Source organism: Candidatus Thermoplasmatota archaeon (assembly GCA_035540375.1).
Lineage (GTDB): Archaea > Thermoplasmatota > SW-10-69-26 > JACQPN01 > JAJPHT01 > DATLGO01.
This window is the reverse complement of the sequence record DATLGO010000108.1, coordinates 1-15,246: the sequence shown is the minus strand read 5'-3', so window position 1 is coordinate 15,246 and position 15,246 is coordinate 1. Positions and strand designations below refer to the sequence as shown.

At 72.0% G+C, this 15,246-nt stretch carries 17 protein-coding genes; 9 read left to right on the top strand and 8 right to left on the bottom strand.

The features are described 5' to 3' along the window. The first annotated feature begins 2 nt into the window (after positions 1-2). The 3 genes from VM889_14525 to VM889_14515 all read left to right on the top strand — a co-directional run bounded on the left by VM889_14525 (position 3) and on the right by VM889_14515 (position 2,105). Positions 3-668 carry a hypothetical protein gene (locus VM889_14525; GenBank protein ID HVL49769.1) on the top strand — a complete coding sequence of 222 codons (666 nt, stop codon included), beginning with the start codon at positions 3-5 and terminating at the stop codon, positions 666-668. A gap of 62 nt (positions 669-730) precedes the next feature. Beyond that, positions 731-1,198, top strand: a complete 468-nt coding sequence (locus tag VM889_14520; protein HVL49768.1) for a zinc ribbon domain-containing protein — start codon at positions 731-733, stop codon at positions 1,196-1,198. Between the two features lie 31 nt (positions 1,199-1,229). Then, positions 1,230-2,105, top strand: coding sequence for a ferredoxin (locus VM889_14515; protein ID HVL49767.1), 876 nt, complete (start codon positions 1,230-1,232; stop codon positions 2,103-2,105). On the opposite strand, the gene VM889_14510 is transcribed toward VM889_14515, so the two are convergent. Continuing rightward, on the bottom strand, positions 2,092-2,970 hold the full coding sequence (locus VM889_14510) for a hypothetical protein (protein HVL49766.1): 879 nt from the start codon (positions 2,968-2,970) through the stop codon (positions 2,092-2,094). The genes VM889_14515 and VM889_14510 overlap by 14 nt on opposite strands. Before the next feature lie 713 nt (positions 2,971-3,683). After that, positions 3,684-4,907: a proteasome-activating nucleotidase gene (locus tag VM889_14505; GenBank protein HVL49765.1), complete on the bottom strand. Its 1,224-nt coding sequence runs from the start codon at positions 4,905-4,907 to the stop codon at positions 3,684-3,686. A 184-nt stretch (positions 4,908-5,091) separates the two neighbouring features. On the opposite strand from VM889_14505, the gene VM889_14500 reads away from it, so the two are divergent. From VM889_14500 to map, 3 genes are read left to right on the top strand one after another with little or no spacing between them, the layout of a single operon-like run. Further along, positions 5,092-5,598: a multiprotein bridging factor aMBF1 gene (locus VM889_14500; GenBank protein ID HVL49764.1), complete on the top strand. Its 507-nt coding sequence runs from the start codon at positions 5,092-5,094 to the stop codon at positions 5,596-5,598. A gap of 2 nt (positions 5,599-5,600) precedes the next feature. Next, on the top strand, positions 5,601-6,203 hold the full coding sequence (locus tag VM889_14495; GenBank protein ID HVL49763.1) for an L-threonylcarbamoyladenylate synthase: 603 nt from the start codon (positions 5,601-5,603) through the stop codon (positions 6,201-6,203). Further along, on the top strand, positions 6,203-7,111 hold the full coding sequence (map, locus tag VM889_14490; GenBank protein ID HVL49762.1) for a type II methionyl aminopeptidase: 909 nt from the start codon (positions 6,203-6,205) through the stop codon (positions 7,109-7,111). The genes VM889_14495 and map overlap by 1 nt, the downstream gene beginning before the upstream one ends. A 224-nt stretch (positions 7,112-7,335) precedes the next feature. Here map and VM889_14485 read toward each other — a convergent pair whose 3' ends face one another. Further along, positions 7,336-7,551, bottom strand: a complete 216-nt coding sequence (locus VM889_14485) for an LSM domain-containing protein (protein HVL49761.1) — start codon at positions 7,549-7,551, stop codon at positions 7,336-7,338. Positions 7,552-7,744: 193 nt separating this feature from the next. On the opposite strand from VM889_14485, the gene VM889_14480 reads away from it, so the two are divergent. After that, a complete protein-coding gene (locus VM889_14480; GenBank protein HVL49760.1) occupies positions 7,745-8,338 on the top strand; it encodes a hypothetical protein in 594 nt (197 codons plus the stop codon). Between the two features lie 6 nt (positions 8,339-8,344). Here VM889_14480 and VM889_14475 read toward each other — a convergent pair whose 3' ends face one another. After that, entirely contained in the window at positions 8,345-9,526 is a 1,182-nt protein-coding gene (locus tag VM889_14475; GenBank protein ID HVL49759.1) for a hypothetical protein, read from the bottom strand. 22 nt (positions 9,527-9,548) lie between these two features. Continuing rightward, the gene (locus tag VM889_14470; GenBank protein ID HVL49758.1) at positions 9,549-11,507 is read right to left on the bottom strand and encodes an ATP-dependent DNA helicase; all 1,959 of its coding nucleotides are present in this window, start codon (positions 11,505-11,507) and stop codon (positions 9,549-9,551) included. A gap of 82 nt (positions 11,508-11,589) precedes the next feature. On the opposite strand from VM889_14470, the gene VM889_14465 reads away from it, so the two are divergent. Then, on the top strand, positions 11,590-12,057 hold the full coding sequence (locus VM889_14465; protein HVL49757.1) for an SRPBCC family protein: 468 nt from the start codon (positions 11,590-11,592) through the stop codon (positions 12,055-12,057). Here the strand turns inward: VM889_14465 and VM889_14460 are convergent. The 3 genes from VM889_14460 to VM889_14450 all read right to left on the bottom strand — a co-directional run bounded on the left by VM889_14460 (position 12,047) and on the right by VM889_14450 (position 14,673). Next, complete coding sequence (locus VM889_14460; GenBank protein HVL49756.1) at positions 12,047-12,865, bottom strand: phosphatase PAP2 family protein; 819 nt, start codon at positions 12,863-12,865, stop codon at positions 12,047-12,049. The two genes, VM889_14465 and VM889_14460, sit on opposite strands and share 11 nt — an antisense overlap. Continuing rightward, a complete protein-coding gene (locus tag VM889_14455; protein HVL49755.1) occupies positions 12,866-13,324 on the bottom strand; it encodes an NUDIX domain-containing protein in 459 nt (152 codons plus the stop codon). 104 nt (positions 13,325-13,428) lie between these two features. Continuing rightward, positions 13,429-14,673 carry a Glu/Leu/Phe/Val dehydrogenase gene (locus VM889_14450; GenBank protein ID HVL49754.1) on the bottom strand — a complete coding sequence of 415 codons (1,245 nt, stop codon included), beginning with the start codon at positions 14,671-14,673 and terminating at the stop codon, positions 13,429-13,431. Between the two features lie 188 nt (positions 14,674-14,861). Between VM889_14450 and VM889_14445 the strand changes: the two genes are divergently transcribed. Then, positions 14,862-15,246: hypothetical protein (locus VM889_14445; protein HVL49753.1), on the top strand; the 385-nt coding region annotated here is incomplete at its 3' end.

Here is a 15,246-nt window from a genome sequence, read left to right as displayed (position 1 = left end):
GCATGCTCCGTCGGACGCTCGCCTTCGACCCCGGCCACCCGGAGGACTGGACCGCGTGGGTCGCGCGCCTCTCGGTGGGCGCCCTCGCGCTCGCGTTCATCTGGACGGGCCCGTTCGGTCCCGCCGTCGCGCCCGCGGACACGCGGGCGCTCCTCGGCGGCTTCGCGCTCGCGGGCGTCGTTGCGGGCGCGCTCCTCAACGCGCTTCCCGGGACCGGCCTCCGCGCCATGCGCGTCGTCGAGACCGCGTGGACCGTCGCGTTCGGCCTGCACCTCCTCGGCCACACGGCGAACCTCTACGAGGCGTGGCCGCCGTACGATCTCGTCGTGCACGGGGCGGGCGGCGCGCTTGCGGCCTTCGCGGCCCTCGCGCTCCTCGGCGGAACGCGGTGGTTCTACGATCGCGACGCCTTGACGCCGCTCCGCGTGTTCTGGTTCGTCGTCGCCACCGTCTCGGCGGTCGGCGTCGCGGTCGAGATCGGCGAATATACGGCCGACAACGTGCTCGGCACGCGCGAGCAGACGGACCCCGTGCAGCCGCGCCTCGACGACACGATGACCGATATCCTTGCCGAGTCCGTGACGGGCGTCGCCGTCGCGTCGTGGGCCGCGTGGCGCGTGCGCGGAAGCGGGCGGCGCCTCGCGCGCGGCGCGACGGCGCAGCCCTGAACCCTGACCCCCCGCCAGCGGACCCTGAAAAGTTCAAGCCACCTCGCACAGCTCCACCCCCCATGGCGCCGACCCTCACGGCCCCGACCCGCCGCCTCCTTCGGATCGCGGGTCCCGCCCTCCTCGTCGTCGGTCTCTACTTCAGCGTCACGAGCCTCGTGCTCCCGTCTGCCGTCGACCCCGTCAAGGCGGTGAATGCGTTCCGCGAAACGGCCGTCCGCATGACGATCTCGTTCGTCCTCGTCGCCGTGGGCGGCGCGATGACCTACTACGGTTACATCGGCGCCGCGACGCGCTACGTCGCGGCGGAAACGCGCCCCGCGATCGCGATTGCGGCAGGCGGCGTCGCCGAAGGCCTCGCTTCGGCGGGCGGCGCCTGCGCCGCCTGCGGCGCCGCGACCCGCGCGGGCGCGCGGCACTGCGGCCACTGCGGCGCGACGCTTGCGGGCGCCGCGTGCCCGGCGTGCGGGGCGGCCACCGAGGCGGGCCACCGCCACTGCGACCGCTGCGGCGCCGCGCTTAAGCGCTGAAGCCAAGCACCCGCCGCGCAATTCCCCTCCCATGGCCGACCCGCGACGCCGCCACGCGCTCGACCGCGGCGGCGACTGGTACGTCGACACGACGTGCATCGACTGCGATGTCGCGCGCCAGGTCGCGCCCGGCCTCATCGCGGAGGCGCCGGATGGGCGCTCTTACTTCGCGCGCCCGCCGGAAACGGCCGAGGAGAAAGCGGCCGCGTGGCGCGCGCTCCTTGCGTGCCCGACGGGCTCGATCGGCGCGCCGCGCGGCGAGCGCGCGCCCGACGACGCGTTCCCGTTCGAGGTCGCGCCGGGCGCGTTCCTCGTCGGCTACAACGCGCGCCACTCCTTCGGCGCGAACGCGTACTTTGTGCCGCGAGAAGCGGGAAACCTCCTCGTCGACGCGCCGCGGTGGGTGCCGAAGCTCGCCGACGCGCTCGAGGCGCGGGGCGGCGTCTCCGACATCCTGCTCACGCACCGGGACGACGTCGCGGACTACGACCGGTACGCGGCGCGCTTCGGCGCGCGCGTGTGGATCCACGAGGCGGACGCCGACGCCGCGCCCGCCGCGACGGACCTCCTCGCGGGCGACCGCGACCTCGCGCCGGGCGTCCGCGCGCTCCACGTGCCCGGCCACACGGAGGGAAGCGTGTGCTTCCTCGTCGACGAGCTGCTCTTCACGGGCGACACCCTCGCGTGGTCGCGCGCGACGGACGACCTCACGGCGTTCCGCGACGCCACGTGGCACTCGTGGAGCGTCCTCACGGCATCGCTCGAGGCGCTCGCGCGCCGCGCGCGCTTCGCGTGGGTGCTGCCGGGGCATGGAGGCCGCGGCCACGCCGGGGCGGACGAGATGCGCCGCCGCCTTCTCGCGCTCGTCGCGCGCATGCGCGAAGGGACTGTCGTCAGCGCCTGGTGAGGCCCGCCGCGAGCGCGACGCCGAGCGCCGCCACGAGGAGCCCCGGCGCGGGGATCGCGCTCGCGCTCACGAGGATCGTCTCCGATTCGCCGCCTTCGCCGAGGAGCGTCTCGTCCTTGATCGACGCGGGCGACGCGATGAAGTTGAGCACGCTCCGGGACGACGAGGTCCACGGCATCGCGATCTCCACGTGGACGGTGGTCGAGGACTCGCCCGCGGGGACCTCGATCGGGGCCGGGACCACGACGCGCGAGCCCTCGGGCTTCGTGGGCAGCTCGAACGTGAGGTGCGCGGGCGCATTCGCGACGACGCGCACGACGAACGGCACGCGCGCCACGCCGCCGCCCGTCGCGAAGAACTCCGCGGGCGAGGTCACGTTCGCGACGGCCGCGAACTCGGGCACGATCGGCATGTTCGGCGACGTGTGCGCCGCCGCCATCAGGTTCCCGTTGCGCTCGGCCGTCGCCCGGATCGTCACGTTCTCGCGGGCGAAGGCCGGCGCGCCCGGCTTGAGCGTCACGACGAGGGGCGCCGAAGCCACGATCTCGCCGCCCGTCGCGTTGTCCGGAGGCACCGGCATCTCGAGCTCGATCACGGGCCGAGGCAGCTCCACGGAGGCGTACGACGGAACGAGGTCCGGCGCGAGCGCGATCTTCGTCGGCCCCGTCGGCACCGCGCCCGCGCCCCAGCGGTACTTCACGATGATCGTCATCTCGAAGGGCGCGTCCACCGGGATGCGCTGCGCCGGGTCCCGGACCTCGGACACGAGCGTCGTCGAGACGCCCGGCAGGTCCGGCTGGGCCGCGGCGAGGGGCGCGAGCGCGACGAGCGCGACGAAAGCCACCGCGAAGGAGGCGCGCGACACGCACCGCGCACCCGCGCCACGGCCCTTAAACTCCACCGTGACGACGGGCCGCCGCGGCCTCGGAGAGAGGACACGGGCGCCGGGTCTCGGGTGCCGGGCGTCGGGACCGGGAGCCGGGTCTCGGGTGCCGGGCGCCGGGACCGGGTGCCGGGCGCCGGGTCTCGGGTGCCGGGCGCCGGGACCGGGAGCCGGGCGCCGGGACCGGGAGCCGGGACCGGGCGTCGGGACCGGGTGCCGGACGCCGGGATTCGGGACCGGGTCCGGGCGTCGGGTGCCGGGCGCCGGGACCGGGCTCGGGTCCGGGCGTCGGGACCGGGACCGGGACCGGGACCGGGACCGGGACCGCAGCCGGTGTTCGCGCCCGGGTTCAGAAGGTCGAGGGTCGAGGGAGGCGCCCCCGCGCGCCCCCCACACGCCCGCTCAAGAAGGGTCGTAGAACCCGAGCGCCGTTCGAGAAAGCAACGCGGGTTTGGGTCGGGGGTCCAGGGGGCGGCAGCCCCCTGGCGCTGGGGGGCGAGCCGCAGCGTCACGCTGCTGCGGTGGCGACGTTCTGCGGTTCTGCGGAACGCTGCGGCGTGCCCGACCCGCAGGTCGGGCGGACATGAGCCGAGGCCTCGCCCGCAGGCGAGGCCGAGGTGTGGAACTCATGTCACGGAGTGCACCGCTGAAAGCCCCGAATTTCCGCCTCGCCGCAGCGCGGCGGGTGCCAGCCCTCAGGCAAACGCCGCGTCCTTCGACAGGTTCTGCTTCCCGCCGAAGTCGGCGCCGCGGATCTTGTGGACGGCCTTCGAGAAGTCGTCCATCGTGACGACGTCGCGCTCGTCGCGGATCGCGAACATGCCGGCCTCCGTGCAGATGGCCTTGATGTCGGCGCCCGTCGTGCCCTCGCCGACGAGGAGCGCGAGGCGCGGCACGTCGACGTCCGGCGCGATGCTCATGCGGCGCGCGTGGATCGAGAAGATCTCCTTGCGGCCCTCGAGGTCCGGCGACGGGATCTCGATGATCCGGTCGAAGCGGCCCGGGCGCAGGAGGGCGGTATCGAGCATGTCGGGGCGGTTCGTCGCGCCGATGATCTTGACGTCTCCGCGCGGCGAGAATCCATCCATCTCGGAGAGGAGCTGCATGAGCGTCCGCTGCACCTCGCGGTCGCCCGAGGTCGAGGCCTCGTAGCGCGACGCGCCGATGGCGTCCAGCTCGTCCACGAAGAGGATCGTGGGGGCCTTCGCGCGGGCCATCTGGAAGAGCTCGCGCACGAGGCGGGCGCCCTCGCCGATGTACTTCTGCACGAGCTCGCTGCCCGCGAGGCGGATGAAGGTCGCGTTCGTCTGGTGCGCGACGGCCTTCGCGATGAGCGTCTTGCCCGTGCCCGGGGGGCCGTGCAGGAGGACGCCCTTCGGCGGGTCGATCCCGACCTTCGCGAAGAGCTCCGGCCGCAGGAGGGGCAGCTCGACGGCCTCGCGGATCTCGCGGATCTGGTCCTTCATGCCGCCGATGTCCTCGTACGAGACGGTGGGGGCGTCGATGACCTCGGCGCCGTACACCTGGGGATCGAGGCTCGCGGGAAGCACGCCGACGACGCTCAGGCTCTGCTGGTTGAGCGACACGCGGTCGCCCGGCTTCATGTTCGTCCGGTCGACGAAGTCGGCCACGTGGACGACGAAGTGCGGGCCCGTGGAGGACTTGAGGATGATGCGCCCGTCCTCGAGGGTATCCTTGACGTATCCCACGATGAGGGGGGGCGACTTCAGCTTCTCGATCTCGGTCTTGAGGTGCTTGAGGTCCCGCGTGACCCGCTGCCGGTCGTTCTCGGCGTTCCGGTACTGGGTCTCCAGGCGGCGCTTCTGGTCGCGCAGCTGGGCGTTGCGGTCCTCGAGGTGCTTCACGCGCTCCATCAGGTAGCGGTGGTATTCCTCGCCCGTGAGATCCGTGCGCTCCATCGGAATCGAATCGGAGGTATCGTCATCGGGCATGCGGGCACCACGAGAAGAAGCCGACACGCTGCGTTATTCTTTCTCTTTATTTAGGCTTTCCCGTATCCCTCGCTGGGTGATGATGGAGGACGCGGACAGGCCCGCGCGCGCGAACCTTTATGGAGAACGTTCGGTCTAGGCGGGCGCGTCCATGCCACCCTGCGAGATGTGCGGAAAGGAGCAGGCGAGCCTCCGCCGCGCCGTCGTCGAAGGCACCGCGATGAGCGTGTGCGGGAATTGCGTCAAGTTCGGCGTCGAGGTCGCGGGGCACGCGACCGAGGTGACCGGACGGAGCCGCGTCGTCGAGCGCCTGGACGAGCGGGCCCGGCGCGCGCGGCCGCGCGACGTCTACGACCAGATGCAGGAGGAACTCATCCCCGATTTCGGGTCCGTGATCCGTCAGGCACGCGTCCGCAAGGGGTTCGAGACGACGGAAGCGCTCGGGAAGAAGATCAACGAGCGCAAGACCGTCCTCGACCACGTCGAGGCCGGCACGAGCCTGCCCGACGACGCCCTCGTCAAGAAGCTCGAGCGGGAGCTCGGCATCAAGCTCATGGAAAAACCCGACCTCGTGCCGACCGCCGGCCGAGCGGGCGAGGCGAAGGGCTTCACGCTCGGAGACCTCGTGAAGCGCGAACGCTCGAAGAAGAAGGAATGAACGTGGAGCAGGTGCGGGCCTCGGACGACGACGCCGTCGCGCGCGCCACGCTCGCGCTCGACGCGGGCCACCTCGCCGTCGTCCCCACCGACACGCTCTACGGGCTTGCGGCGGACGCGCTCGACGAGGACGCGTGCCTCGCCGTCTTCCGCGCGAAGGAGCGGCCGCCGGACCAGCCGCTTCCCGTCTGCGTTGCCGACCTCGAGGACGCGCGGCACGTCGCGCACGTGACGCCGCTCGCGCGGCGCCTCGCGGAGCGCTTCCTGCCGGGCGCGGTGACGCTCGTGCTTCCCGCCCGCGACACGGTCCCGGACGTGGTCACGGCGGCCGGCCCGACCGTCGCCGTGCGCGTCCCGGCGAACGCCTTCGCACGCGCGCTCGCGGCGCACTTCGGACCCTTCACGGTCACGAGCGCGAACGTCCACAAGCGCCCTCCCGCGCGCACGATCGACGAGGCCGTCGCGCAGCTCGGCGATCGCGTCGCGCTCTACGTGGATGACGGGCCGCTGCCGGGCACCGCGAGCACGATGGTGGACGCGACGGGCGCCTCCGTAAAGGTGATCCGCGAGGGGGCCGTTGCCGCCTCGACGTTCGAGGGCTTCTGATGGACGCGACCGTGCGCGAGAAATACCTGAAGGCGGGCCGCGTCGCGGGGCGCGCGCGCGACTACGGCGCGACGCTCCTCGTGGAGGGCGCGAAGCTCGTCGACGTCGCGACCGAGGTCGAGGCCTTCATCGTCCGCGAGGGCGCGTCTCCCGCGTTTCCCTGCTGCACGTCGCTCAACGAGGACGCCGCCCACTACACCGCGGCCCCCGGCGACGCGTCGACCCTCAAGCGCGGCGACGTCGTCAAGCTCGATGTGGGCGCCCAGGTCGACGGCTACATCGGCGACACGGCGACGACCGTCGAGGTCGGCGGCACCGGGAAGTGGGACACGCTCCTCGAGGCCTCGCGCGCGAGCCTCGCGAAGGTCGTTCCGATGGTGAAGCCCGGGCTCGCGATCCGCGAGATCGGCGAAACGGTCGAGTCCACGATGCATGCGCTCGGTTTCCGGCCGATCGCGAACCTGACGGGCCACAGCGTGGACCATTATCATCAGCACGCGGGCATCAGCATCCCGAGCGTGCCGTCCGGGCGCGGGTCGCTGCCCGCGGGCATCGCGATCGCGATCGAGCCCTTCGCGACGAACGGCGCCGGCCAGGTGCGGGACGCGCAAGGCGGCAACATCTACCATTTCCTGGCGGCGCGCCCGCAGCGCGATCCGCTCGCGCGCAAGGCCCTCGCGTACATCGAGGAGCACCACCCCCACCTGCCGTTCGCAGGCCGATGGATCGCGAAGGCCGTGCCCGAGGCGAAGCTCGCCTACGCGCTGCGCCTTCTCGAGCGATCGGGCGCCGTGAAGCAATATCCGGTCCTGCGCGAAGCCGGCCAGGGCATGGTGGCGCAGTTCGAGCACACCGTGCTCGTCGAGGAGAGCGGCGTCGTCGTCACGACGCGCGGCGCGGAGCCTTAGCTCGGACAGCGGATTCCGTGTCGCGCGCGGGCGCGACACGGATGAGAATGGAAGGGGTGCTGGCCTCACTAGGAGGGGATGGGATGCACTTAACAACTACCAGCCGGGCCCTTCCAAGGCGTATTGGCCTATGCGCCTACATATAAGTTCCGAGAACGAGCGCGGCCGCTCTTATAAATGCGGGGGCCTGCCGGCCCCGCCTTGACCCCTCCGCCCCCTCGGGCCTACGAGGGGGCGATGGTGACCACGTTGTTGCCGCGGAGGACGACGGTCCCGAGGCGGCGCGTCGTTTCCGCGTGCTTCTCCTCGGTCTCGTCCAGGACGAGGTTCATGTACTGGTCGTAGCCCACGAGCTTGCCTTCGAGGACGCGACCGTCCTTGAGCTGGAGACTCATCTTCCGGTTCATGGAACGTTCGAGCACGTCCAGAGGCAAGGCCATGAAACAACCCGGGGCGACATCCCGACTCGCGGGCTTAAAGTCTTCTTCGCGCGCGTGCGCGCGCGTCGGACACGCGGAGCGGGGCGGCGCGGTCTTGGCGGCGACCGCGGGCGCCTCCGGCGCGACGCGCGCGTCCGCGAGCGGAATCGGTGGACAAAAATAGGTCGGCTCCGCTCGATCGAACGGGATGCCCATGCGCCACACTCACCTCGTCGTCGCCACCGTCGCGTTGACCGCCGCCCTCGCGCTTGCCGGATGCGTCGACCTCGGCGAAGCCCAGGGCGCCTCCGCGGGCGGCGCGAAGGCCCCCGGCGTCGGCGCGAGCGACCCGGCGACCTCCTTCAAGCACGCCTGCTACCTTCTCGGCGGCCACACCGCGCGCCTCCCGGCCGCCTACGTGACGAGCAACGACACGCGCCACGCGACCGGCGCGGACGCGGACGGGAAGCGCACCGTCTGCTACACGGACCGCCAGCACCTCGGCCTCGACCAGAAGACGGAGAACACGACGTGGTCGAGCGTCGTCCTGCGCATCGACGCGGACGGCCGCGCCACGTACCTCGACGCCTCGAACGAGTTCGCCGTCGCCGAGCCGCACGAATACGAGACCCGCATCGACGAGGCGCGCGAGGACCGCGGGTCGGTCCGGGTGGACGCCTCGGTGACGACGCTCACGCAGGGCGACGTCTGGAGGCTCGACGGCGTGACCGTCGCGAAGAACGCTCGCACCTTCGAGGTCCGCAACCTCGTCTTCACGCTGCCGCCTGGATACGACACGACGCCGTAGGCGCCGTCACATCGTGACGGCCTTCGTGCCCGGGGTCGTGGAGGCGACGACGGTGATCTCGTACTCGATCTCGTAGTCGAAGCAGCCGGGGCACAGCCCCGACCCGGCCGCGTTCGCGAAGGTCGCCATGAGGCGGAAGCCCCACCGGCTCTCCGGCTGGTACGGGCCGTCCATGCCGTCGGGCGTGACGGGAATCGTGAAGTTCCAGCTCCGGACCCCGTCCTGGGGTCCGTCCTTGTCCCTCGTGCGGTCGCCGAACTGGATCTCCTCGCCGAGGACGGTCGCGTTGTGGTGCTCCAGGAAGTAGCCCGTCGCCTGCTGGCCGGTCTGGGAGGTGATCTTGGTGACGTTCGCGAACACGTCGAGGCGCGTCGTCCCGTGGCTGATCAGCTTCTCCGGGTTGACCCACGTCCCGCCCGCATCGTAGAGGTAACTCCCGACGATGCCGTGCATCTTCGTCTTGACGATCTTCTGGAGCACGACCCGGCTCGACTTGTCCGCGTAGAAGTCGGGGTGACCGGGCCAGCTCACGACGTCGTTGCCCTTGAAAACCAGGATCTTGACGGGGTACTCGAGCTCCTCCGAGCGGTCGAGCGTGAAACGGAAGGCCCAGAGGCTCGAAACCGAGTGCGGCATGTCCGTCTCGCGGGGCTTGATCTTGATCTCGAGCGGCGCGCCGTAGGTGATGGCCGTCGATTCGCCGAACGCGTTCGCCATCGCGGTCTTCCACTGCACCTTCATCGCCGGCGGCGCGGGATGCGGGACGTTCGGGGCGATCAGGGGGGCGCCAACGTGGATCTCGAGGCGGTCCGCGCCCTCGTACACGAGCGACGGAGGCTCGCCCTTCGGGAGCGTCACGTACGCGCTCGATTTCGGCATCGATCCCTCGCCGTCGGGGAAGACGGGGATGACGCTCAGGTACACGGGCCCTTCGTAGAGCGTGACGACGCTGCGGCCGGCCCAATAGTCGTGGCGGTGGTCGACGCCGCCGAGGCCGGATTCGGTCCGGTTCGTCTCCGCGAGCCCGGCGGAGGGCGGACGGTCGTCGGGGAGGGTCGTGTTCGGTCCCGTCTCGTTGAGGGGGGTCAGGAGGCGGGGCTCCTGGTCGTCCCGGCTTCCGCCGATGCAGCCGGCGAGGAGGGCGGTGACGAGGAGGGTCGCGACGGCGAGGGGCGCGCCGGGGGCCATGGCGGCGATGACGCACGGCCTCCTAAGAACGTTTTCTAGAGGACTTGTTGTCCAGGCCGAAGAACGAGGACACCGCGCCGTCGCTTTCGAGGGGGGCGAGGTCCGGGATGGCGGGCCCGAGAAGCGCCGCCCGGCGGTCGAGAAGCACGGCGACGCCGCGGTCCGTGGGCGTCCGGATGAGCCGGCCCACGGCCTGGAGGACCCGTCGGGTCATCGGGGCGACGACGGCATAGTCCCAGCCCCGGCCGTGGCGGACGTCGTGGAAGCGCACGAGCGCCTGGTGGCGGGCGGTGGGCTTCGGGTACGGGAGCCCCACGACGACCACCACCTCGAGCGTGTCGTCCGGGAAGTCGAGGCCCTCCGACAGGCGCCCCCCGACGACGCTCACGAGCGTCGCGCCGCGCGCCGTCTTGAACCGGGCGACCGCGCGCATCACGTCCTCCTGCCGCCCGCCGCGCGGCTCGACGATGGCGTCGCGGCCAAGGGCGGGCGCGAGGCGCGCGAGCACGTCCCAGCTCGGAACGAACACGGCCATGTTCCGGTCGTGCGCGCGTCGTAGCGCCGCGAGGCGCGCGGCCATGCGGGGCCACGCCTCGGGGTCGCCGCGGACCTCCTCGAAGCGCGTCGTGACCGTCGGGTCGTAGAGCACGCGTCGGTGCTCGCGCGGAAACGGGCTCGGGTAGCTCGCGACGCGCGAGGCCGAGGGCAGCCCGATCGAATCCCGGTAGGCGTCGAGGGGCGCGAGCGTGCCGCTCATGTGGACGCTCGCGTGGGCGTCGAGCAGCACGCGGGCGGCGATCGACGGATCGAGGCAGGCGATCGCGAGCCGCGACTCGCCCTCGCGCGTGCGCTCGACGAGGACGGCGTGGTCGACGTCCTCGGCCTCCGAAAGGCGCGCGAGGAACGCGCCCACCGCGCCCACGTACGAGCGGGGGACGCGCCCGCGCCGCCGCTGCCCCTCGCGCACGGCCTCCCCGTAGGCGAGGAGGAAGCCGACGGCCTTCTCGTAACGCGGCGACGGCGCGCGGAACGTGGAGAGGATCTCCGCCGCGACGGCGCCGGGCGGAAGCAGCGCGTCCTCCGCGACGTCGTCGGGCGCGGGGCCGGAGAGGTGCTCGGATGCGATCGCGGCGATCGCGCGGTCGACGCCCGCGAGGAGCCCTCGCAGATCGACGCCGAGCGGCGTCTCGGGGTTGCCGTACGTGTTCGTTTCGCGGTCGGCGCGCTCGAGCGTTCCGCGCCCGAGCTCCGCGCTCATGAGGTCGCGCGCGAAATCGGGGAGGTTGTGGGCCTCGTCGACCACGATCACGAGATTGCCGAGGTCCGCCGCCATCCACGAGAGCAGCGCGCGCCGCAGGTTCGGATTGAAGAAGTAGACATAGGGGCACGTGACGAGCGTCGCCGTCCGGAGGAGCGTCTTCGTGACCTCGTACGGGCACATCGCGCCCGATTCCACGCGTCCGACGAGGTCCTCCGCCGACGGATTCGCGTCCACGGCCCATCGGACCGCCTCCTCGCGCGCCTCGGGCGTCGTCGCCTTGTAGAATCGGCAGGGCCTGTGGCGCGGCGCCTTCCCGTCGCGCATGTCGTCGACGGCGCGGCGCGCGTCGCGGCACATGAGCGCGAGCTCCTCGGCCCCCGCGTCCGCGAACTCGGGATCCTCGCGGCGCAGCGGGCAGAGGTGCGCGCGGCCCTGGAGCGCGACCGCGTGCCGCCCCTCCATCAAGGCCGGATGCGCGGCGCGGATGGCGCGGAACTCCGTCATGACCTGCGCCTGCTGCGCGTTCGTGCGCGTGAGGTACACGACGCGGAGCCCCCCTTCGAGCGCGGCGGGCAGGACGCCCGCGAGCGCGCCGACGGTCTTCCCCGTGCCCGTACCGCTCTCGAGGACGACGTGCGCGCCCTCCCGGACGGCCTCGTCGACGAGGGCGACGAGCGCCTCCTGGTGGGGGCGCGGCGCGTACGGGAGGAGGCCGGGCACGCCCAGCGCATGGCGCCTCCGGGTCAAAGAGCCGCGCCCCGGCGGCGCGAGGCTTATGCGCGGACCGACGCCTCGCGGAACCATGCCCGCCGCGCGCTGGAGGCACGAGGCCGTCCTCGAGGCGGACCCGGCCGCGGTCTACGCCTGGCTCAAGGACTTCCGCGAGGACGACCACGCCCGGCCCGCGTTCCTGCGAGGCGCGGGAATCCCGCCCGGCGAGGCGCCGCCGAGCGCGCGCAAGGTCGTGCCGCGCGATGCGCGCTCGGTCGTCGTCGAGGACGCGTGGGGTCGCCGATCCTTCCGCGTCGTCGCCACCTTCGACGACGCGGCGCGCGCGATTGCCCTCGAAGGCGCGTATGGCTACCGCGCCACGTGGCGCGTCGAGGAGGCCCCCGGCGGGGCTCGGGTGGTCGTCGAGGGCGCGCTCGCGCCGCGCGGATTCCTCGGTTTTCTCGTCCCGGTCGTCCGGCGGAGCCTCCTTCGCGAGATGGCGCGCGATTTCGCGGGCCACGTGGAGGACGCGCGCGAAGGCCTCGGCGTCAAGCGCTGATGCGGTCCGTTTGCGTCTGGGGAAGGAAGCGGTCCACGAGCACGACCACGAGCGCCGCGAGCGCGAGGCCCGCGACGACGTCCGTGATCCAGTGGATGCCGAGGAGGATCGTCGAGACCACGATGAGCGTCGCAAGAACCGCGCCGAACCGCGCGTAGGCGCGGTGGCCGCTTTGCCACGCGACGGCGGCGAGCGCGACGCTCATCGCCGTGTGGAGGCTCGGGAAGCAGTTGCCCACCTCGTTGAACGCGTAGAGGTGAGCCTCGACCGCGGGGTGGAAGAGCGCGAGGTTGCGCGCCTCGCCCACCGTCCAGACCTCGCTCACCGGGAAGAAGAGGTAGAACGGGAGCGCGAGCACGTAGCAGAGCGCGAAGGCCGCGAAGGCGCGCTCCGCGAGGCGCTTCGCGTCGAGCCAGACGAAGAGCAGGACCGTGAACTGCGTGAAGACGGGAAAGCCGATCACGTACACGACCGCGAGGAGGAACGTGAGCGCGGGGAGGTCGAAGGCCTGCTGGAGGCGCAGGTGGACGTCGCCCTCGATCGCGCGGAAGGTCGGCGTGAAGTCCCAGCCGAGGGCGGCGGTGACCGCGGGATCGATCTGCGTCTGCACGATCGCGAGCGCGAGGACGCCCAGCATGCCGAGGAGGACGGCGCGGTGGCGCGTGGCCGCGAGGCGCGCGCGCTCGAGGCTCCAGAAGGCGGCGCGGCGCGGGACGAAGAGCACGCCGCCGAGCAGGATGCTGATCGGGAGCGCGAGGGACAGGAGGAGCGCGACGGTTCCGGCCGCGCCTTCGAGCGTCGCGGGCAATCAGGCGCCCTCCGCGAGGTGCGTCTCCGCCGATTCGAGAACGCGTCGGGGCCCGGCGAGGGTAAGGCGCGCGAGCGCCGAGCGGTACGGAAGCCACGCGAAGGCGTCGTGCTCGTGGCTCAGCCGGACCTCGCGGGTCGAGGACTCGACGAGGTAGAACCGGACCTCCTTCTCGACGACCGATCGCCCGCGCCTGAACGAGTAGCCCGTGGATTCGCGGAAGCCCTCGACGATGCGCTGCGCCGCGACGGGGATCCCCGTCTCCTCCATGACCTCGCGCTGCGCCGTCTCGACCTCGCTCTCGCCCGCTTCGATGTGGCCCTTCGGGAACCCCCAGGGGCCCGTGCCGAAGCGCAGGAGGAGATATTCGCGCCCGGCGTCGCCCGGGGCGAAGACGACGGCGCCCGCGGAACGCTCGTGGACCCGGGGCGGCTCGCGGGCGCGGATGCCGGGGCTCACGCGCGGGGCATGGCGGACCCCGCATTAAAGGGGTTCGCATCCGGCGGCGACGCGCCGGGGGAAATCAGGGCGCGGGGGCGCGCGGCCCCCGCTTCGGATGCGGCCTACGGCCAGACGCCGAGGAGATTCAGCGCCTTCGAGACGCGGCCCACCGCGAGCACGTAGGCGCCCGTGCGGAAGTGGACGCGGTGCTTGTCGCTCGTCTCGCGCACGGCCGTGAAGCTCGCGATCATGCGCTCCTCGAGCCGCGTGTGCACCTGCTCGAGGCTCCACGGGTAGTCGTACTGGGCCTGCAGCCACTCGAAGTACGAGACCGTGACGCCGCCCGCGTTCGCGAGGATGTCGGGCACGAGCAGGACGCCCTTCTCGAAGAGGATCTGGTCGGCCTCGGGCGTCGTGGGGCCGTTCGCGGCCTCGACGACGACCTTGCACTGGAGCTTCGCGGCGTTCGCCTTCGTGATCTGGCCCTCGAGCGCGGCCGGGATCAGAAGGTCGACCTTGAGCTCGAGGAGCTCGTGGTTCGTGATGTTCTTCGCGCCGGGATAGTTCACGACGCTTCCCGTCTTGTCCTTGTGCTCCGCGATTTTGCGCGGGTCGAGGCCGTTCGGGTCGAAGATGCCGCCCTTCGAGTCCGAGACCGCGACGACCTTCGAGCCGGGGAGGAACTTGCCGGCGAGGAGATGCGCGTTGAAGCCCGCGTTGCCATAACCCTGGATCGCGATCGTCGCGCCGCCGGGCGGGATGCCCTTCACCTTGAACGCCTCGCGGGCGCAGATGAGCGCGCCGTAGCTCGTCGCCGTGTCGCGGCCGAGGCTCCCGCCGACCTCGACGGGCTTGCCCGTCGTGACGCCGGGCGTGCGCTGGCCGACGATCTGGGAGTACGTGTCCATGAGCCACGCCATCGTCTGCGAGTTCGTGTAGACGTCGGGCGCGGGGATGTCCTTCTGGGGGCCGATGATCGGGGCGATGGCGGCCGTGTAGCGGCGCGTCATCTCCTCGAGCTCGCGCGGGGAGAGCTTCTTCGGGTCGACGCGGATGCCGCCCTTGCCGCCGCCGAAGGGCAGGTCGAGCACGGCGCACTTCCACGTCATCCACGCGGAGAGCGCGATGACCTCGTCCTCGGTCACGTCGGGATGGAAGCGGATGCCGCCCTTGTAGGGCCCCTTCGCGTCGTGGTACTGGCTCCGCCAGCCCGTGAACACCTCGATCTTGCCCGAATCCATGCGAACGGGGACGGCGACCCTCATCACCGTCTTCGGGTGCTTGAGCACGTTCCTCGTGCTGTCGTCGAGCTTCAGGATGTCCGCGGCGATGTCGAACTGGCGGTTCGCGACTTCCCTCGGATTCATGGCGTGGGACACGGGGATTCCTCTCCCCGGAGCGACCGCTTCTCCGTGCGGGTCCTCGCTCCGGTGAAATCCGATGCTTCCTTGACCTCTTAAAAGGGATGGGCAACCTCGAACCCTTCCCGACCGCGCTCGCGCGGCCGCGCCGGGGCTCCGCTGTCTATAAGAGAGGGCGCGCCTGCTACGCCCCCATGCAGGCCGGGACCCCCACGCTCGACGCCGGCCGCCTCGCGACCGCGCTCGGGGTGCCTGTCGAGGCCCTCGAGTCCACGCTCGGCGAAGTCGGCGTCGACGCCAACTACCTCGCGCGCGCCCTGCGCGAAGGCGACCCCCAGGGCGCCATCGCGGCCGTCGCGCGCCGGCTCGGGCTCCCGCGCCCCGAGGTCGTCATGGCGCTCGTGAAGGCGCTCGCGACAACGGATGGCAAGCCCGCCGCGGACCTCGCGTCGCTCCTCGACGCTGCAGCGCGGGACCTTGCGCACGCGCGAGCCACGGACGGCGACGTCGTCGTCGCGCGCGCGCCCCCCGCGCGGCCGCCGCCGCGCCCCGCGCCCCCGCCGGCGCGCGCGCGACGAC